This is a genomic window from Leifsonia shinshuensis (genome assembly GCF_031456835.1).
In the GTDB taxonomy this organism is placed as follows: Bacteria; Actinomycetota; Actinomycetes; order Actinomycetales; family Microbacteriaceae; genus Leifsonia; species Leifsonia shinshuensis_C.
In genome coordinates this window covers 1013678-1031657 of record NZ_JAVDVK010000001.1, presented here as the reverse complement: position 1 = coordinate 1031657, position 17980 = coordinate 1013678, and the positions used below count along the sequence as shown (strand labels likewise).

Genomic DNA, 17980 nt, shown 5'->3' with positions numbered 1-17980 from the left:
CGTCGAGTACACGAAAAGTGCCCGCTCCGACCGCCTTTTGCGTGCACTTTTCGTGTACTCGACGGTGGGTGGGAGGTGCGGGGTCAGGGGACCGATTCGGCGGTCTGCTCGAGGGGGGAGCGGGGCTGCTCGCGCTGGGTCGCGATGGCGGTTCCCGCGGCGGCGCAGACGATCAGGATGCCGAACAGCTGCACGAGGGAGAACCGCTCGCCGAGCACGATCACCCCGAAGATCGTCGCGACCACGGGGCCGAAGCTCGTGATCACGGCGTAGAGGCGCGGAGTGAGCCGGCGCAGGATGAACGTGTCCAGGCTGTACGGCACCGCCGACGACAGCACGCCGAGGGCGAGCAGCAGCAGGAGGACGCGCAGGTCGAGGGCGCTGTAGTCGACCACGAACAGGGCCAGCGGCACGGTGAGCACCGTCGACACGATGCTCGCGACGCTGAGGCCCTCGAGTCCGGGCAGCCGCGTGGCCACCTGGCGGGTGAGCAGGATGTACGCCGCCCAGGCGGCCGCGGCCGTCAGCGCCAGCACGACGCCGATGGGGTCGATCGCACCCTCGGTCGCGGTCAGCAACAGGACACCCGCGGCCGCCGCGACCGCGCATCCGGCGTCGAGGAGCCGACGCGACCCGACGAGGGCGAGCGCGAACGGCCCGAGGAACTCGATCGTCGCCGCGATCCCGAGCCCGAGCCGTCCCACGGCCTCGTAGAAGCTCAGGTTCATCGCAGCGAGCACGACGCCGAGCGCGAGCGCCGGCCACAGCCGGCGCCAGGTCAGATCGGCGCGGCGCGGGCGGTAGAACGGGAGCACCGCGACGGCGGTCACGATCTGGCGGGCTGCCACGACGACGACCGAGCCGACGACGGGGATGAGCAGCCCGGCGAGCGCCGAGCCGAAGTTGATGCTGACCTCCGTCGCCACCTGGGTGCTCGCACCGACGATGCGGTCGCGACGGGTGGAGCTCACCGTCCGAGTCTATCCGCGCATCCACCCCGTCCCCGCCGCCCGCGCGCATCCTCACGCCCCCTCCGTCGAGTACACGAAAAGTGCACGCGACACGCCGCGGGAGCGTGCACTTTTCGTGTACTCGACGGGGGGACGGATCGGGGAGCACAGACGGATCGGCGCGAGGCGCGAGGCGCGCAGCGCGCTCAGAGCGCGCGGCGCATGAGAGCGCGCGTCGCGCTCGGGCGCCGCACCACCTCGAAGCCGCCGTCGCGGAACAGCGAGACGGTCCCGTGGAAGCGCTCGGCGTTCGAAAGCGAAGGCCGCACCTCCGGGTCGACCGGGTAGCCCTCGACCACCTCCGCGCCCTGCGCGCGGGCGTGGTCGACCGCGCCGCGCAGCAGCGCCCGCGCCACACCCCGTCGGCGGAAGTCGATCCGGACGACGAAGCACGTCACCGCCCACGGATCCGCGGGATCGCCCTCGAGCCGTTTGGTGATCGGCGAGCGCGCCAGGTTGGGATACGTCGAGTACGGCTCCACGGCCGCCCAGCCCGCGGGCTCGCCGTCCACCCAGGCGAGGACACCTGGCGAACCGGACCGCACCTGGTCGTGCAGCCCGTCGCGGCGCTCGTCCACCGACAGTTCGCCGAAGCGCTTCCCCGGCATCCGGAACCACTGGCACCAGCATCCCGCCGGGTCGCCGCGCGTGCTGAACACCGTCTCGAGGTCGCCCCACAGGCCGTCGTCGACCGGCCGGACCACTGTGTCGCTCATGCCCCGACGCTAGCGCGCGCCCCCGACACCGGCCAAGCGCTGTCCGTGAGCGCCAGCCGGGCCACCAGCGACGGATGCTCGACGTGGGCGAAGTGCCCGGTCGCGGGCAGCGTCACGGACCGCAACCGCGGAACGATGCGCGCCAGCCGCCGGTGGTCGGCGGCCGGCACGAACACGTCCCGGCGGCCGCGGATCGCCAGCACCGGGCAGTGGATGCGCCCCCAGCGCCCGGCCGCTGGGTACCGGCGAGCGCACGCCAGCGCCCGCGCGAACGCCGCCGGACGCAGATCGCGCGCGAGCTCGTGCACGACACCCGGCACCCTCCGTGCGAACAACGGCGCGGCGAGCACCGCCAGCACCCCGGCGCGCTCCAGCCACCGGACCAACCGCGGACCTCGGGGCCCGAGCGCCGCGAGCACCCGCATCCCGACGCCCAGGAGCAGCAGCGGCGCCGCGCTCGCGAACAGGCGCAGCGGCCCGAGCGCATCCGCCCTGCCGCCGAATGTCGTCCCGGAGACGAGCACCACCGATTCGGTCGCGTCTGGTTCCTGCGCCGCGAGCTCCAGGGCCACGAACCCGCCCAGCGAGTGTCCGACCACCCGCCAGCGCCGGTACCCCAGGGCGCGCATGACCTCGACCGACGCCCGTGCGAGAACCTCCGCGTCCAGGGTCGCGACCTCGGCGGAGGAGTCGCCCCACCCGGGCAGGTCCGGTACGACGAGGTCGGGCACCGCGCCACCCTGGTCCGCCGAAGCGGCGGAGATCATCGGCAGCCAGGTCGTCCACGAGCCGGCCGCTCCGTGCAGCAGCAGCGTGGCGACCGCATCCGGCGCGGATTCACGTGCTGTTCGGCGCACGGCCACCGGCCCGGCACCCGTCTGGACGATCGTCTGTTCCACTCCTGTTGTTCGGAGCGGACCGGCCGTAGGATGCGCGACAAGCCACCCCGCGTCCGGAGGCACCCGCGCGCGACAGGCCGACCGGAGGGAGCACGATGACCGACACGACGACCACGTCCGCGCAGCACGGCCTCAGCGAGGAGATGCTCGACCGGCTGGACGCCTGGTGGCGCGCCGCCAACTACCTGTCGGTCGGCCAGATCTATCTGCTGGACAATCCGCTGCTCCGCCGGCCGCTCTCCCGCGACGACATCAAACCGCGTCTGCTCGGCCACTGGGGTACGACGCCGGGCCTGAACTTCATCTACGCGCACCTCAACCGTGCCATCCGGGAACGCGACCTCGACACCCTGTTCGTCGCGGGCCCGGGTCACGGCGGCCCCGGAGTCATCGCGAGCGCCTACCTCGACGGCACCTACAGCGAGATCTACAGCGCCATCGACCAGAGCGAGGACGGACTGCGCCGGCTGTTCCGGCAGTTCTCGTTCCCCGGCGGCATCCCGAGCCACGCCGCGCCGCAGACACCCGGCTCCATCCACGAGGGCGGCGAGCTGGGGTACGCGCTGTCGCACGCCTACGGCGCCGCCTTCGACAACCCGGACCTGCTCGTGGCGGCGGTCGTCGGCGACGGCGAGGCCGAGACCGGACCGCTCGCGACCGCCTGGCACTCGAACAAGTTCCTGAACCCGGCCCAGGACGGCGTGGTGCTGCCGATCCTGCACCTCAACGGCTACAAGATCGCGAACCCGACGGTGCTGGCGCGCATCCCCGAGTCGGAGCTGCTCGACCTGATGCGCGGCTACGGTCACGAGCCCTACATCGTCTCGGGCGGCTTCGACGGCGAGGACCCGCGCGAGGTGCACAAGCGGATGGCGGCGACGCTCGACGAGATCCTCGACCGCATCGCCGCGATCAAGCAGGCCGCCGCCGCGGGCGAGCTCGACTCCCGCCCGGCGTGGCCCATGCTCATCCTCCGCACGCCGAAGGGATGGACGTGCCCGGCCGAGATCGACGGACACCCCGCCGAGAACAACTGGCGGTCGCACCAGGTGCCGCTGGCCGACGCGCGCGACACCGAGGCGCACAACCGGCTGCTGGAGAAGTGGCTGCTCTCGTACCGCCCCGAGGAGCTCTTCGACGAGCACGGCAGCCCGGTGGAGCTGATCAGGTCGCTGGCACCGGAGGGGGAGCGGCGGATGAGCGCCAACCCGGTCGCGAACGGCGGCCTGCTGCGCCGCGACCTGCGGTTGCCGGACTTCCGCGACTACGCGGTCGACGTCGACGTGCCGGGCGACACCGTCGCCGAGGCGACGCGCGTGCTGGGCGACTGGTTCCGGGATGTGATGATCGCGAACCCGACGGCCTTCCGGCTGTTCGGTCCGGACGAGATCGCCTCCAACCGTCTGCAGGCGGTCTTCGAGACGACCTCGAAGCAGTGGAACGCCGAGTACCTGCCGATCGACGACGACAACCACCTCGCCCCGCAGGGTCGCGCGATGGAGGTGCTCAGCGAGCACCAGTGCCAGGGCTGGCTCGAGGGCTACCTGCTCACCGGCCGCCACGGCGTCTTCACGTCGTACGAGGCGTTCGTGCACATCGTCGACTCCATGTTCAACCAACACGCCAAGTGGCTGAAGTCCGCGAGCGAGGTGCCGTGGCGGCGGCCGGTCGCCTCCCTCAACTACCTGCTCAGCTCGCACGTCTGGCGGCAGGACCACAACGGCGCCTCCCACCAGGACCCGGGCTTCATCGACCACGTCGTCAACAAGAAGGCCGACGTGGTCCGGGTCTACCTGCCGTTCGACGCGAACACGCTGCTGTCGACCTACGACCACTGCCTGAAGTCGGTCGACTACGTGAACGTGGTCGTCGCGGGCAAGCAGCCGTCACCGCAGTGGCTGAGCATGGAGGAGGCGATCGCGCACTGCACGCGCGGGATCGGCATCTTCCCGTGGGCGGGCACGGAGGTGGAGGGCGAGGAGCCGGATGTGGTGCTCGGCTGCGCGGGCGACATCCCGACCCTGGAAGTGCTGGCGGCCGCCGACATCCTGCGCCGCCGCCTGCCCGACCTGAAGGTGCGCGTGGTCAACGTCGTCGACCTGATGCGCCTGCAGAGCGAGGGCGAGCATCCGCACGGGCTCGACGACCGCGAGTACGACGCGCTGTTCACCACCGACAAGCCGGTCATCTTCGCCTACCACGGCTATCCCTGGCTCATCCACCGTCTGACCTACCGCCGCAACGGCCACGCCAACCTGCACGTGCGCGGCTACAAGGAGGAGGGCACGACCACCACGCCGTTCGACATGGTGATGCTCAACGACCTCGACCGCTACCACCTGGTCATCGACGTGATCGACCGGGTGCCCGGGCTCGCCTCCCGCGAGGCGGGGCTGCGCCAGGAGATGCAGGATGCGCGGCTCCGGGCGCGCCAGTACACGCGCGAGCGCGGCGAGGACATCCCCGAGGTCGCGGAGTGGAAGTGGGGCGGCGGCGAGCGGACGACCCGCATCGACACCACCGGCGGGGACAACGACTGAGCGCCGGGGCGTCCGGGCCGCCGGCGGCGCCGGCCGTCAGAGCGGGCGAGCGGTCTCCGGGTCGACGACCGTCAGCTCCGCGATCTTGGCAGCGCGTCCGTCGCCGGACGAGCGTCCGGTGAGCCGGCGTCCGATCCACGGCAGCACGTAGCGGCGGTAGTAGTCCGCGGTGCGGCGCGTGCGCTCACCGGCCGGCGCCGAGGCGACCTCCTCGACGCCCCACTCGGTGGGCACCGGGACACCGAGAGCGGTCAGCACGTTGCTCGCGACGCGCGCGTGGCCGAGCGGTCCGAGGTGCAGCCGATCGGCGGACCAGTAGCGGATGTCCTCCAGGCCCTCGTCGGCCCAGTTGTCCACGAACGTGATGCCGTCGCGGGGGAGCATCTCGCGCACCGCGATGGCCAGCTCCTCGCCGCGCCGGCGGATCAGCCCGCCGAGGGGGAGATGCGCGCTGGGGTTCGCGCCGCTCAGCAGCAGCATGTGACTGCCGGAGGCCACGACCCGGTCGGCCGCATCCATCAGGGTCTTCGCGACGCTCTCGATCGAGACGCGCGGCCGCATGATGTCGTTGCCGCCGCCGTTCAGGCTGACCAGGTCGGGATGCTGCGCGATCGCCGGCTCCACCTGCTCGGCCACGATCGGCCCGAGCTTCCTGCCGCGGATCGCGAGGTTCGCGTACCGGAACGGCCCGTCGGAGGCGGCGGCCATCCCGAGCGCGACGAAGTCGGCCCAGCCGCGCACGCGCCCGTCGGGGAGGTCGTCTCCGACGCCCTCGGTGAAACTGTCGCCGATGGCGATGTAGCTGGTGAATCCGGCGCTGCTCGACACAGGTGCAACGCTACCGCGCGCGGCTACCATGGGCGGCATCGGCGACGACGCCCGGAGGGGGATCCCATGCAGAAGGTCAGTCCGTTCCTGTGGTTCGAGCACGGTGTGGAGGAGGCGGCGGAGCTGTACACGTCGCTCATCCCGGATTCGCGCATCCTGGAGGTCCAGCGGTTCGGGGAGGGGATGCCCGACGGCCTCGTCGTGCTGCGCTTCACCCTGGCGGGCGTCGAGTACCAGGCGATGAACACGGGACCTGCGGACGGGTTCACGGAGGCGTTCTCGCTCTCGGTGCTGTGCGACGACCAGGCCGAGGTCGACCGGCTGTGGGAGGCACTCACCGCCGACGGCGGCGAGGAGAGCATGTGCGGCTGGCTGAAGGACCGCTGGGGCGTCAGCTGGCAGATCGTGCCGCGCCGGCTGGTCGAGCTGCAGTCCGACCCGGACCCGGCACGTGCCGCGCGCGCGAATCAGGCGATGCTCGGGATGCGGAAGCTCGACATCGCGGCGCTGGAAGCGGCCGCGGACGGGCGCTGACGGCCGTCGACGGTCCCGGACCGTCGCTGACGCGCGGGCGTCAGCGTGCGATCAGGTCCTGCCAGCTGAGCAGGTGCTCCACCGTCACCCCGCCGTAGCCGCGCAGCCCGCCGAGCGCCGTGCGCACCTTCGCGGTCTCGCTCTCGAGCAGGGCCGCGCTGTCGTCGCCGAACGTCGCCGACGGGCCGCCCGCGACCTCCGGGGTGTCGGTCTCGACGCCGATGCTGAACGGGATGCGCTTGGCGGCCGCCGCGGTCGCGGCGGGCTTCGCCAGGGCGATGATCCCGTCGGTGCCCGCGGCGTGATCGCTGAACGCGACGATCGCCACCGACTTCAGGTGGGGGAGCAGTGCGTCGAAAGCGGTCCCGCCGCCCGGCTGCGGCTTGGCCGCGAGCCACCAGGGCAGGTCGGCGCCGATGGGCACGGACCCGGCCGCGGTGCGGGCCGCGTCGTACATGGCCTGCAGCTGCGCCACCACGGCGGGAAGCTGGTCGTCGGAGGAGACCACCCAGGGCTCGACGTCGAACTGCACCGCGTCGAACGGCGCGGCCCGCAGGGCGGCGGAGGTCCAGGTCGCGGCCAGCGACGGGTCGTCCGCCCAGGCGGGATCGCCTCCGAGCGCCGCGACCTTCGTCACGCCGGCCGCGTGCAGCGCATCCACCGCGTCGGTCAGCCAGGTCGAGAACGGACCCTCGTCGGCCGCCCACGGGACCGACAGGAAGACGGTGCGCAGGTGGTGCGCCGCCGCGAAGTCGGCCAGCGCCTGCGGCTCGAACTGCGGCAGACCCTCGCCGCGCGCGTCCTCGGCCGGGTCGATGGGGTTGCCCCACGCCCACATCCCCGTGATCGCGGAGCTCGGCGTCGTGCTGTCCGTCCGCTGCGTGACCGCGCCCGCCGGCGCGGCGGCCACGAGCGATCCACCGACCACGAGCGCGAGCGCGGCCGAGGTGATCGCTGAGCGGAGAGTCGGAGCTCGCATGGCACACCCTTAGAACGCGGAACGGAAACGGTCACCGCAGATTCGGGTGTGCGGTACGACCATCATCGCAGTCTCCGCGACGGCGTCTATGCCGCATTCGGGGTACAGGCGTTCGCTCAGCGACCCCCGGACGTCAGTCGCGCCAGCCGAGCTCGGGGGCGATCCGGGTGACGATCGTCTCCAGCAGGTGTGCGTTGTAGTCCACGCCCAGCTGGTTCGGCACGGTCACCAGCAGGGTGTCCGCGTCCGCGACCGCGGCATCCTGGCGCAGCTCCTCCACGATCCGCTCGGGCTCTCCCACGTAGCTCTTGCCGAAGCGGGCCAGGCCGCCGTCGAGGTGCCCGACCTGGTCGTGCCGCTCGGTGAGGGCCGAGGCGCCGAAGTAGCGGCGGTCGAGGTCCGTGGTGATCGGCAGGATGCTGCGGCTCACCGAGACGCGCGGCTCGCGCTCCCAGCCGGCAGCGGCCCACGCGTCGCGGTACTGCTGCAGCTGCTCGGCCTGCAGGTCGGAGAACGGCACGCCGGTGTCCTCCGTCAGCAGCGTCGAGCTCATCAGGTTCATGCCCTGCTCGGCGGCCCACACCGCCGTGGCACGGGTGCCCGCGCCCCACCAGATCCGGTCGCCGAGGCCGGGGGACTGCGGCTCGATGGCGAGCGCGCCGCGCTGGCCCCCGGTCGTCGCCGGGTTCGCCTCCGCGACTCCGGCGCCGGCGATCGCCGCGCGGAACAGCTCCGTGTGGCGCCGGGCCATGTCCGCATCCGTCTCGCCCTCGGCCGGCACGTAGCCGAACGACTCCGAGCCGCGCAGCGCGGTCTCGGGTGAGCCGCGGCTGACGCCCAGCTGCAGCCGGCCGCCGCTGATCAGGTCGGCCGCCGCGGCATCCTCGGCCATGTAGAGCGGGTTCTCGTAGCGCATGTCGATCACGGCCGTGCCGATCTCGATGCGCGACGTGCGGGCCCCGATGGCCGCGAGCAGCGGGAAAGGAGACGCCAGCTGCGGCGCGAAGTGGTGCACGCGGAAGAAGGCGCCGTCGGCGCCCAGCTCCTCGGCGGCCACGGCCAGGTCGATCGCCTGGTGCAGGGCGTCCGCCGCGGTGCGCGACACGGAGCCGGGGATGGGCTGGTAATGCCCGAAGCTGAGGAACCCGATGCGTTTCACATCCAGTCCAAGCGACCCTGGGCGCGGCGTATTCCGCGCGCTAGAGTCCCGGTGTGGCGGAGTGGCTGTGCGCGACATGCGCGGTGGAGTTCGGCGCGGGGGAGCAACCGCCCGCGTCCTGTCCGATCTGCGAGGACGAGCGGCAGTACGTGCCGCCGACCGGGCAGGAGTGGACGACGCTGCAACGCCTGCAGCGCGGCGGCGAGCGCGTCTCGATCACCGAGCTCGAGCCGGACCTGTACGGCCTCCGCAGCGAACCTCGGGTCGGCATCGGGCAGCAGGGGCTGCTGCTGCGGACCCCCGACGGCAACCTGCTCTGGGATCCGCCCGGCTACGTCGACGAGGCCGCGGCCGCCGCGGTGCAGGATCTGGGCGGCGTCGCGGTCATCGCGACGAGCCACCCGCACATGTTCGGCGCGCAGGTGACCTGGTCCCGGATGCTCGGCGACCCGCCGGTGCTGGTGAACGCCGCCGACCGGCACTGGGTGCAGCGGGAGGACCCGGCCATCCAGTCCTGGACCGGCGAGGTCGAGGTGCTGCCCGGCGTCACCCTGCGGACGGTCGGCGGCCACTTCCCGGGCAGTGCGGTCGTGCACTGGGATCGGGGCGTCGTGCTCAGCGGCGACACCGTCTTCCCGGGGCCGTCGCAGCGCTGGGTGACGTTCCAGCGCAGCTTCCCGAACGACATCCCGCTCTCCGCGGCGGTGGTCCGGCGGATCGCGGACGCGGTGTGCGACCGGCCGTTCGACCGGATGTACGGCAACCTCGGCAACGTCGTGCCGAGGGACGCGCGGGATGCGGTGCTCCGCTCGGCCGACCGCTACATCGGCTGGGTGAGCGGGGCGTTCGACCACCTCACCTGACGCGGCTCAGCGGACGGGCGCGTCAGAGGAACGGCGCGAGCTCCATCTCCATCGCCGGCTTCGGCTTAGCTCCGACGATGGTCTTCACCACCTCGCCGTCGCGGAACACCTTCATCACCGGCAGGGCCAGCGCCTTGTAGGCGACGGTCGTGTCCATGTTCTCGTCCGCGTTGATCTTCACGATGCGGATGCGGTCGCCGTGCTCGTCCTGCAACTGCTGCAGGATGGGCGACAGGGCCCGGCACGGACCGCACCACTCCGCCCAGAACTCGACGACGGTGGTGCCCGGGGCGGCGAGCACATCCTCCTGGAAGCTGGCGTCGGTGACGCTCTCGATCGTGGTCATGGCGGCACGCTAATCCCTGACCCTCGGGGCAGAGTCAAGGGGCGACACGCCGAAGCGGTGCCCCGCCCATCCTGTGCGAGCATGGATGCAGGAGGTGCGTATGGAGATCCTGAGCCCGCAGCAGATCCGCGAGTCGTTCGTCAACTGCTCCCGCAGCGAAGCCGAGGAGCTGCCCCTGCCTCCCGGCCTGCACGAGGTCGACTGGGCGAGGCGCGAGTACCTCGGCTGGCGCGACCCTCGGCTCCCGCAGCGCGGCTACGTGGTCATCCCGACGGACGACGGCCCCGTGGGCATCGTGCTGCGCGCGTCCGAGGCGTCGATGCGGTCGCACGCGCCGTCGATGTGCGGCTGGTGCCAAGATGTGCACCTCACGAACGACGTCTGGTTCTGGTCCGCGCGCCGGGCGGGCGCGGCCGGCCGCAATGGCGACACCGTCGGCACGCTGGTCTGCGGCGCGTTCGAGTGCAGCGCAAACGTGCGGCGCACCCCGCCGCCGTCGTACGTCGGCTTCGACGCCGACCTGGTGGTGGAGGAGCGGATCGCCGGCCTGGCCCAGCGGGCCCGCCGTTTCGCCGCGACGGTGGTCGGCGCGCGCATCTGACGCGCGCGCATCCGACGTCGTGCCGCCGGTGGGACTCGAACCCACACGCCCTTCCGGACAAAGCATTTTGAGTGCTCCGCGTCTGCCATTCCGCCACGGCGGCGCACAACAACACCTGAACAATACCGTAGGCTTTTGTGCGTGACTGACCAGGAGAACACCGCCACCGCACCCCGCCGCGTCGTCGTGGCGGAGGACGAATCGCTCATCCGCCTCGACATCGTCGAGATCCTGCGCGACAACGGTTTCGAGGTCGTGGGTGAGGCCGGCGACGGCGAGACCGCTGTGGCCCTGGCGACCGAGCTGCGTCCCGACCTGGTCATCATGGACGTCAAGATGCCGCAGCTCGACGGCATCTCCGCGGCGGAGCGCCTCTCGAAGGACCACATCGCCCCCGTCGTCCTGCTGACCGCATTCAGCCAGAAGGAGCTCGTCGAGCGGGCCACCGAGGCGGGCGCGCTCGCGTACGTCGTCAAGCCGTTCACGCCGAACGACCTGCTCCCGGCGATCGAGATCGCCCTCGCGCGCTACCAGCAGATCATCGCCCTCGAGGCCGAGGTCTCCGACATGGTGCAGCGCTTCGAGACCCGCAAGCTGGTGGACCGCGCCAAGGGCCTCCTCAACGAGAAGATGGGCCTCAGCGAGCCCGAGGCGTTCCGCTGGATCCAGAAGGCGTCGATGGACCGCCGCCTCACCATGCACGACGTCGCCCAGGCGATCATCGAGCAGCTCGCCCCCAAGAAGTAGCCGCCCGCCCCGCCCTGCCCCGCTCCCGGGGCGCGTCCTGGGCCCGCCACTTGGGGCGAAGATTTGTGCCAAATCGCGGTTATGCGCGTGCCATAACCACGATTTGGCACAAATCGTCAGCGCGCGGGTCGCGTCACAGGTCCTTGATCAGGTTCGTGATGCGGATGGTCGAGCAGCGGCGGCCGCGGTCGTCCGTCACCGCGATCTCGTGCGTCGTCAGCGTGCGGCCGAGGTGGATGGGCGTGCACACGCCCGTGACGTAGCCGCTCGTCGCCGAGCGGGTGTGCGACGCGTTGATCTCGATGCCGACCGCGAGGCGTCCTTCGCCCGCGTAGAGGTTGGCCGACATCGAGCCGAGGGACTCGCCGAGCACCACGTACGCACCGCCGTGCAGCAGGTCCGCCGGCTGCGTGTTGCCCTCGACGGGCATGCGGGCCACGGCCCGCTCGACGGTGAACTCGAGCATCTCGATGCCCATCTTCTCGGCCAGCCGGCCGAGCCCCCTCTGCTGCACATACGTGAGTGCGTCGTCGGTCATCCTCGGCCTCTCCTGACGGTCGTCTGCACTGTCACCGGCCCCTTGTAGGCTTGCCTGGTGTCAGACTCCGAAAAGCCTACCCTTCTCGTCATCGACGGCCATTCGCTGGCATTCCGGGCCTTCTACGCGCTTCCTGTCGACAGTTTCGTGAACCGCGAAGGGCAGCACACCAACGCGATCCACGGCTTCATCGCCATGTTCATCAACCTGCTGCAGCAGCAGAAGCCGACCCACCTCGCGGTGGCCTTCGACATCTCCCGCTACTCGTTCCGCACGCGCGAGTACCCGGAGTACAAGGGCACCCGCGGCGAGACCCCCTCCGAGTTCGCCGGCCAGGTACCGCTGCTCGAGGAGGCGCTCCACGCGATGAACGTCACCACCATCGCGAAGGAGGACTACGAGGCCGACGACATCCTCGCCACCCTCGCCCGGCAGGGCGTGGAGCAGGGCTTCAAAGTGCTGCTCGTCTCGGGCGACCGCGACACCATCCAGCTCGTCAACGACGACGTGACGCTGCTCTACCCGAACGTCCGCGGCGTGTCCGAGCTCAAGGTGTACGACCCGGCGGCCGTGCGCGAGAAGTACGGCATCGAGCCGCACCAGTACCCCGAGATCGCGGCCCTCGTCGGCGAGACCAGCGACAACCTGATCGGTATCGACAAGGTCGGCGAGAAGACCGCCGTCAAGTGGGTGCAGCAGTACGGCACGGTCGAGAACATCGTGGCGCACGCCGACGAGATCAAGGGCGTCGTCGGGCAGAACCTGCGCGACCAGAAGGAGAACGCGCTCCGCAACCGGCGCCTCAACCAGCTCCTCGACGATGTCGAGCTGCCGATCGGTCCCAGGGACCTCGAGCGCAAGCCGCTCAACGAGAACGCGGTGCGCGACATCTTCGCGCGCCTCCAGTTCAAGACCCTGCTCGACCGGCTCATGAAGACGGCGGCCGAAGAGGGGATGCTCGACGGCGCCGTCTCCGTCGCCGAGGTGGGCGACGCGGGCGCGGTGAGCGCGCCGGCCGTTCGCACGATGGTCGACGAAGAGCTCGCGAACTGGCTGTCGAAGGCGTCGGCCGACGGAGCCGCCATCGCCGTGCAGCTCGAACGCGGCCCGGCCGGGGTCACCGGCTTCGGCCTGGCGACCGCCGACGACAGCGTCTACGTGCCGTGGGTGACCGGCCGGCCCGACTACGCCGCACTGGAGGAGTGGCTCGCGAGCAGTGCGCCCAAGTACTTCTTCCACGCCAAGCCGCAGTTCAAGGCGCTCAGCCGTGCCGGTTTCGTGGTCGACGGACTCGCCTTCGACACGCGCATCGCCTCCTGGCTGGTGAAGCCAGGCGCCGCGGCGCAGTCTCTCGCGGAGCAGGTCTACGAGGTGCTCGGCGAGACGCTACCGGTCTCCGACCCGAACCAGCTCGTCCCGATCAACGACGCGGTCAGCCCGGCGACCGAGGCCTGGTACATCCGCCGCGTCGCCGAGGGTCAGATGATCGCGCTCGACGAGGGCACCCGGGGCGTGCTCGACGACATCGAGCTGCCGCTGGTCGCCGTGCTCGCCGAGATGGAGCTGAACGGCGTCACGATCGACTCCGAAGTGCTCGCGCGCCTCCGCGGACAGCTCACCGACAAGGCCAACGACTTCGCCGCGCAGGCGTACGCGCAGATCGGTCACGAGATCAACCTCGGCTCGCCGAAGCAGCTTCAGCAGGTGCTCTTCGAGGAGCTCGGGATGCCGAAGACCCGCGCGACGAAGACCGGCTACTCGACCGACGCGGGATCGCTGGCGGACCTGCAGGAGAAGAACCCGCATCCGTTCCTCGGCCTTCTGCTGCGGCACCGCGACGCGACCAAGCTCAAGCAGATCGTCGAGACGCTGGAGCGGTCCGTCGAGAGCGACGGCCGCATCCACACCACGTACGACCAGACCGGCACGAGCACGGGCCGCATCTCCTCGAACGACCCGAACCTGCAGAACATCCCGATCCGCACTGAAGAGGGGCGGGAGATCCGCTCGGCCTTCATCCAGGGCGAGGGATTCGAGACGCTGCTCACCGCCGACTACTCGCAGATCGAAATGCGCATCATGGCGCACCTGTCGGAGGACCCGGGGCTGATCGAGGCGTTCAACGCGGGGGAGGACCTGCACCGGTTCGTCGGCTCGCGCGTGTTCGGCGTCCCGCCGGCGGAGGTCACCGCGGCGATGCGCACGAAGGTGAAGGCGATGTCGTACGGGCTCGCCTACGGGTTGAGCGCCTTCGGCCTGTCCAAGCAGCTGCGCATCGAGACCTCCGAAGCACGCCAGCTGATGAGCGACTACTTCGAGCGCTTCGGTGCGGTGCGCGACTACCTGCGCAACGTCGTGGAGCAGGCGCGCGTCGACGGCTTCACCGAGACGATCTTCGGTCGCCGCCGTCCGTTCGCCGACCTCACGTCGACGAACCGCGTGCTGCGCGAGAACGCCGAGCGGCAGGCGCTCAACGCGCCGATCCAGGGCTCGGCCGCCGACATCATGAAGGTGGCCATGCTGGGGATCGCGGGCGACATCATCGATCAGCGCCTCGAATCCCGGATGCTGCTGCAGGTGCACGACGAGCTCATCTTCGAGGTCGCGCACGGCGAGTGGGACGCCCTGGAGGCGATCGTCCGCGCCCGGATGGCGGGCGCGGCCGACCTGCGGGTGCCCCTCGACGTGCAGGTGGGCCGGGGCGCGAACTGGGACGCCGCCGCGCACTGAGCCGTTCCCTCCACAGGCGACGGGTTGTCCACAGTGTGCGATTTCCCCTGCCTGCGGGGTGGACCGATCGGTAGGGTCGGAGCATGACCAACGATCAGAAGCGCGAACCTACCCCGGTCGACACGATCGCCGAGGAGTGGGTGGACACCCAGCTCGAACTGTTCCCCGAGTACCACGTTTGGCTCGGTCGACCCGGCCGCGAGGGCGAGTACGCCGACTACTCTCCCGCGGGCGCCGAGACCGCCATCGCCAAGGTGAAGGAGGCTCTGGCCCGCATCGAAGCGGCGGAGCCGGTCGACGACATCGACCGCATCACCAAGATGGACCTCGCGCGGGAGCTGCAGCTCACCGTCGAGAAGCACGACGCCGGCTTCGCGCAGCGCGACCTCAACGTCATCGCCTCGCCCGCGCAAGAGCTGCGCGACATCTTCGACCTGGTGCCGACCGACACCGAGGACGACTGGGCGAACGTCGCCAAGCGCCTGCACAACCTGCCCGCCGCGATGAACGGCTACATCGAGACGCTGCGCAGCGGAATCGCGAACGGGAACGTCCCCGCGATCCGCCAGGTGCGCGAAGTGCTCGCCCAGGCGCGCAAGCAGGTCGCCGACAGCGGCTTCTTCTTCGAGTTCACCGGCGACGCACGGCCCCTCAACGGAGTGCTGCCCGAGTCGCTGAAGTCCGACCTCGCGGCGGGCGCACAGGAGTCGGCGCAGGCGTACGCGTCGCTCGCCGACTTCCTCGAGAACGAGCTGGCGCAGCACGCGCCCGAGAAGGACGCGGTCGGCCGGGAGCTCTACGCCCTGGCGTCGCGCGGCTTCCTCGGCGCGACGGTCGACTTCGACGAGACCTACGAGTGGGGCATCGAGGAGCTCGCCCGCATGCGCGCCGAGCAGGAGTCGATCGCGCGGGAGATCAGGCCGGGCGCCACCGTCCTCGAGGCGATCGAGTTCCTGGACGGCGACCCGAGCCGCAAGCTGCACGGTACCGACGCGCTGCAGCGCTGGATGCAGGAGACCAGCGACCGCGCGATCGAAGAGCTCGGCAAGTCGCACTTCGACATCCCGGCCGAGATCCGCCGGCTCGAGTGCATGATCGCGCCGACCCAGGAGGGCGGCATCTACTACACCGGTCCCAGCGACGACTTCGCGCGCGCCGGCCGGATGTGGTGGAGCGTTCCCGAAGGTGTCACGGAGTTCGACACGTGGCGCGAACTGACGACGGTCTACCACGAGGGCGTCCCGGGTCACCACCTGCAGATCGCCCAGGCCACCTACAACAAGGCGCAGCTGAACTCGTGGCGCCGCATCGCCGGCACGTCCGGCCACGCGGAGGGCTGGGCGCTCTACGCCGAGCGGCTGATGGAGCAGCTCGGCTACCTCGACGACCCGGCCGACCGGCTCGGGATGCTCGACGGCCAGCGGATGCGCGCCGCGCGCGTCGTGCTCGACATCGGCGTGCACCTCGAGAAGCCGCTGCCCGACGGCTCGCGTCCGTGGACGGGGGAGGACGCGTTCCCCTTCCTTCGCGAGAACGTCAACATGAACGACGGCTTCGTCCGCTTCGAGGTGAACCGCTACCTCGGCTGGCCGGGGCAGGCTCCGTCGTACAAGATCGGTCAGCGCATCTGGGAGCAGCTGCGCGACGAGTACGCGCGCCGCGAGGGTGCGTCGTTCGACATCAAGGCGTTCCACAAGAAGGCGCTCGACATCGGCGGCGTCGGCCTCGACACCCTGAAGGCGGCGCTGCTCGACTGAGCGGCAGCCCCCGCACCCGGTGACCTCGCCCTACCGCGCCGTGCTCGGCGCGGCGTTCGACGACCTGCATCCACGGCTGCAGACGTACTTCGACGCCATCCCGTCCGGCTCCGTGGGGCGAGGAGCCGGTGTGTTCGACACGGTCGGCACCCCGAGACGCTGGCTGTGGCCAGTGCTCGCGCTCTTCGCGCGGTCCCGGGTGCTGTTCCCGGTCTGGCAGCGCGAGGTCCCGTTCACGGTGGCGAACCGTCCGGTCGTCCGGCCGGACGGTTCGCCGGCGGTCGCGGCGGAACGGGCGTTCGCGTTCCGCGGGCGCTCGGCGGTCATGGTGGATGAGATCGGCGTCTCCGAGGTCGGCGTGGGCCGCCGCGGCGGCAGCGAACTCGTCGACCGGCTCGGCGACCCGGTGCGCGCCGAGGCGCGCTTCCGCGCCACCGTCCGCGACGGAGGTCTCCGCCTGCGCTCGACGGAGGTGCACGTGGTTCTCGCGGGCCGGCGGGTGCGCATCCCGTCGCCGATCGCTCCGGTCGTCGTGCTGACCGAGCGGTGGGATGAGGACGCCGGGCAGCAGCGCGTGTCCATCACCGTGACGCTCCCGGTCATCGGCCGGATCTACCAGTACGGCGGACTCTTCCGCTACAACGTGACACCCGAGGGGGACCAGCAGCAGTGAGTGAGCGCATCGTCATCGCGGGGGCGTCCGGCTTCATCGGCCGCTACCTCGCACAGCACTACCGGGAGGCCGGCGCGGACGTGGTCCTCGTCGGGCGCGACGGCCCCGACGTGCGCTGGGACGACGCGGCCGGGCTCCGGGAAGCCGTCACCGGCGCGGCGGCCGTGATCAACCTCGCGGGCAAGAGCGTGAACTGCCGTTACAACGACGCCAACCGGGCGGAGATCTTCCGGTCGCGCCTGGTCACCACGCGAGCGGTGCGCGAGGCGATCGCGACGAGCGACGCGCCGCCGCCGGTCTGGTTCAACGCCTCGACCGCGACCATCTACCGGCACGCGGAGGACCGGCCGATGACGGAGGCGACCGGCGAGCTGGGCACGGGCTTCTCCGTCGAGGTGGCGAAAGCCTGGGAGCGCGAGCTCTTCGAGGGCGACCTCCCCGGCACGCGCCGCGTCGCCCTGCGCATGGCCATCGTGCTCGGCGACGGCAGCGCGCTCGGCCCGCTCGTCGCGCTGGCCCGCTTCGGGCTGGGCGGCCCACAGGTCGACGGCCGGTGGTTCGCCACGGCGGCGCGCCGCAACGCCGGCACATTCCACGAGTTCCGCGCCCGCGGCGGCCGCCAGCGCTTCAGCTGGGTGCACATCGCCGACGTGCTCGGCGCCATCGAGTTCCTGCGCGCGCATCCCGAGCTCGACGGCGCCGTGAACGTCTCATCGCCGCATCCCAGCGACAACCGCACGCTGATGGCGACACTGCGCCGCCTGCTCGGCACGCGCGTTGGGCTCCCGGCGTTCCGGTGGATGCTCGAACTGGGCTCGGTGGCGATCCGCACCGAGACCGAACTCGTGCTGAAGAGCCGCTGGGTGGTGCCCGAGCGCCTCCTCGACGCGGGCTACGAGTTCGCGTACCCGGAACTGGAGCCGGCATTGCGCGACATCCTCGCCGGCCGCAGGTTGCTGCACGCCTCCGCAGCCCGGTAGACTAGAACGTCACTTGTGTGACACCTCTATCCGCCTGCCGTTCGCGGAACATCCAGAAACAACGACGCGACCGGCCTGAT

General features: G+C 71.1%; 17 protein-coding genes and 1 tRNA gene. 9 read left to right on the top strand and 9 right to left on the bottom strand.

What is annotated here, in order from left to right; genetic code table 11:
- Window positions 1–83 precede the first annotated feature (83 nt).
- The 3 genes from J2W45_RS05065 to J2W45_RS05055 form a co-directional block, all read right to left on the bottom strand.
- A complete protein-coding gene (locus tag J2W45_RS05065) occupies window positions 84–971 on the bottom strand; it encodes an EamA family transporter (protein ID WP_310129537.1) in 888 nt (295 codons plus the stop codon).
- A 185-nt stretch (window positions 972–1156) separates the two neighbouring features.
- Entirely contained in the window at window positions 1157–1726 is a 570-nt protein-coding gene (locus tag J2W45_RS05060) for a GNAT family N-acetyltransferase (RefSeq protein WP_310129535.1), read from the bottom strand.
- Window positions 1723–2625 (bottom strand): alpha/beta fold hydrolase, encoded by a 903-nt coding sequence (locus J2W45_RS05055; protein ID WP_310129534.1) that lies wholly within the window; start codon window positions 2623–2625, stop codon window positions 1723–1725. Before J2W45_RS05055 ends, J2W45_RS05060 begins: the two co-directional genes overlap by 4 nt.
- A 95-nt stretch (window positions 2626–2720) precedes the next feature.
- Between J2W45_RS05055 and J2W45_RS05050 the strand changes: the two genes are divergently transcribed.
- A complete protein-coding gene (locus J2W45_RS05050; protein ID WP_310129532.1) occupies window positions 2721–5165 on the top strand; it encodes a phosphoketolase family protein in 2445 nt (814 codons plus the stop codon).
- Between the two features lie 36 nt (window positions 5166–5201).
- Here the strand turns inward: J2W45_RS05050 and J2W45_RS05045 are convergent, their stop codons facing one another.
- Window positions 5202–5993: an SGNH/GDSL hydrolase family protein gene (locus J2W45_RS05045; protein WP_310129530.1), complete on the bottom strand. Its 792-nt coding sequence runs from the start codon at window positions 5991–5993 to the stop codon at window positions 5202–5204.
- Window positions 5994–6059: 66 nt separating this feature from the next.
- Here J2W45_RS05045 and J2W45_RS05040 point away from each other — a divergent pair, with 66 nt between their 5' ends.
- A complete protein-coding gene (locus J2W45_RS05040; RefSeq protein ID WP_310129527.1) occupies window positions 6060–6527 on the top strand; it encodes a VOC family protein in 468 nt (155 codons plus the stop codon).
- A 40-nt stretch (window positions 6528–6567) separates the two neighbouring features.
- On the opposite strand, the gene J2W45_RS05035 is transcribed toward J2W45_RS05040, so the two are convergent.
- Both J2W45_RS05035 and J2W45_RS05030 read right to left on the bottom strand, forming a co-directional pair.
- Window positions 6568–7506 (bottom strand): hypothetical protein, encoded by a 939-nt coding sequence (locus J2W45_RS05035; protein WP_310129525.1) that lies wholly within the window; start codon window positions 7504–7506, stop codon window positions 6568–6570.
- Window positions 7507–7639: 133 nt separating this feature from the next.
- Window positions 7640–8671 (bottom strand): LLM class flavin-dependent oxidoreductase, encoded by a 1032-nt coding sequence (locus J2W45_RS05030; protein WP_310134919.1) that lies wholly within the window; start codon window positions 8669–8671, stop codon window positions 7640–7642.
- Window positions 8672–8718: 47 nt separating this feature from the next.
- Between J2W45_RS05030 and J2W45_RS05025 the strand changes: the two genes are divergently transcribed.
- Window positions 8719–9528, top strand: a complete 810-nt coding sequence (locus J2W45_RS05025; RefSeq protein ID WP_310129522.1) for an MBL fold metallo-hydrolase — start codon at window positions 8719–8721, stop codon at window positions 9526–9528.
- Between the two features lie 22 nt (window positions 9529–9550).
- Here J2W45_RS05025 and J2W45_RS05020 read toward each other — a convergent pair whose 3' ends face one another.
- Window positions 9551–9874, bottom strand: a complete 324-nt coding sequence (locus J2W45_RS05020; protein WP_310129520.1) for a thioredoxin family protein — start codon at window positions 9872–9874, stop codon at window positions 9551–9553.
- Between the two features lie 100 nt (window positions 9875–9974).
- Here J2W45_RS05020 and J2W45_RS05015 point away from each other — a divergent pair, with 100 nt between their 5' ends.
- Window positions 9975–10475: an FBP domain-containing protein gene (locus tag J2W45_RS05015; protein ID WP_310129519.1), complete on the top strand. Its 501-nt coding sequence runs from the start codon at window positions 9975–9977 to the stop codon at window positions 10473–10475.
- A gap of 20 nt (window positions 10476–10495) precedes the next feature.
- Here J2W45_RS05015 and J2W45_RS05010 read toward each other — a convergent pair.
- Window positions 10496–10578: transfer RNA gene (locus J2W45_RS05010), tRNA-Leu, on the bottom strand.
- 38 nt (window positions 10579–10616) lie between these two features.
- On the opposite strand from J2W45_RS05010, the gene J2W45_RS05005 reads away from it, so the two are divergent.
- Window positions 10617–11222 (top strand): ANTAR domain-containing response regulator, encoded by a 606-nt coding sequence (locus J2W45_RS05005; protein ID WP_310129517.1) that lies wholly within the window; start codon window positions 10617–10619, stop codon window positions 11220–11222.
- A 133-nt stretch (window positions 11223–11355) separates the two neighbouring features.
- Here the strand turns inward: J2W45_RS05005 and J2W45_RS05000 are convergent, their stop codons facing one another.
- A complete protein-coding gene (locus J2W45_RS05000) occupies window positions 11356–11760 on the bottom strand; it encodes a hotdog fold thioesterase (RefSeq protein WP_310129515.1) in 405 nt (134 codons plus the stop codon).
- A 57-nt stretch (window positions 11761–11817) separates the two neighbouring features.
- On the opposite strand from J2W45_RS05000, the gene polA reads away from it, so the two are divergent.
- From polA to J2W45_RS04980, 4 genes are all read left to right on the top strand, one after another.
- Window positions 11818–14490, top strand: coding sequence for a DNA polymerase I (polA, locus tag J2W45_RS04995; protein ID WP_310129514.1), 2673 nt, complete (start codon window positions 11818–11820; stop codon window positions 14488–14490).
- 83 nt (window positions 14491–14573) lie between these two features.
- Entirely contained in the window at window positions 14574–16247 is a 1674-nt protein-coding gene (locus J2W45_RS04990; protein ID WP_310129513.1) for a DUF885 domain-containing protein, read from the top strand.
- Window positions 16248–16266: 19 nt separating this feature from the next.
- A complete protein-coding gene (locus tag J2W45_RS04985) occupies window positions 16267–16920 on the top strand; it encodes a DUF4166 domain-containing protein (protein WP_310129512.1) in 654 nt (217 codons plus the stop codon).
- Window positions 16917–17900 carry an epimerase gene (locus J2W45_RS04980; RefSeq protein ID WP_310129510.1) on the top strand — a complete coding sequence of 328 codons (984 nt, stop codon included), beginning with the start codon at window positions 16917–16919 and terminating at the stop codon, window positions 17898–17900. Before J2W45_RS04985 ends, J2W45_RS04980 begins: the two co-directional genes overlap by 4 nt.
- The last annotated feature ends 80 nt before the right edge of the window (window positions 17901–17980 follow it).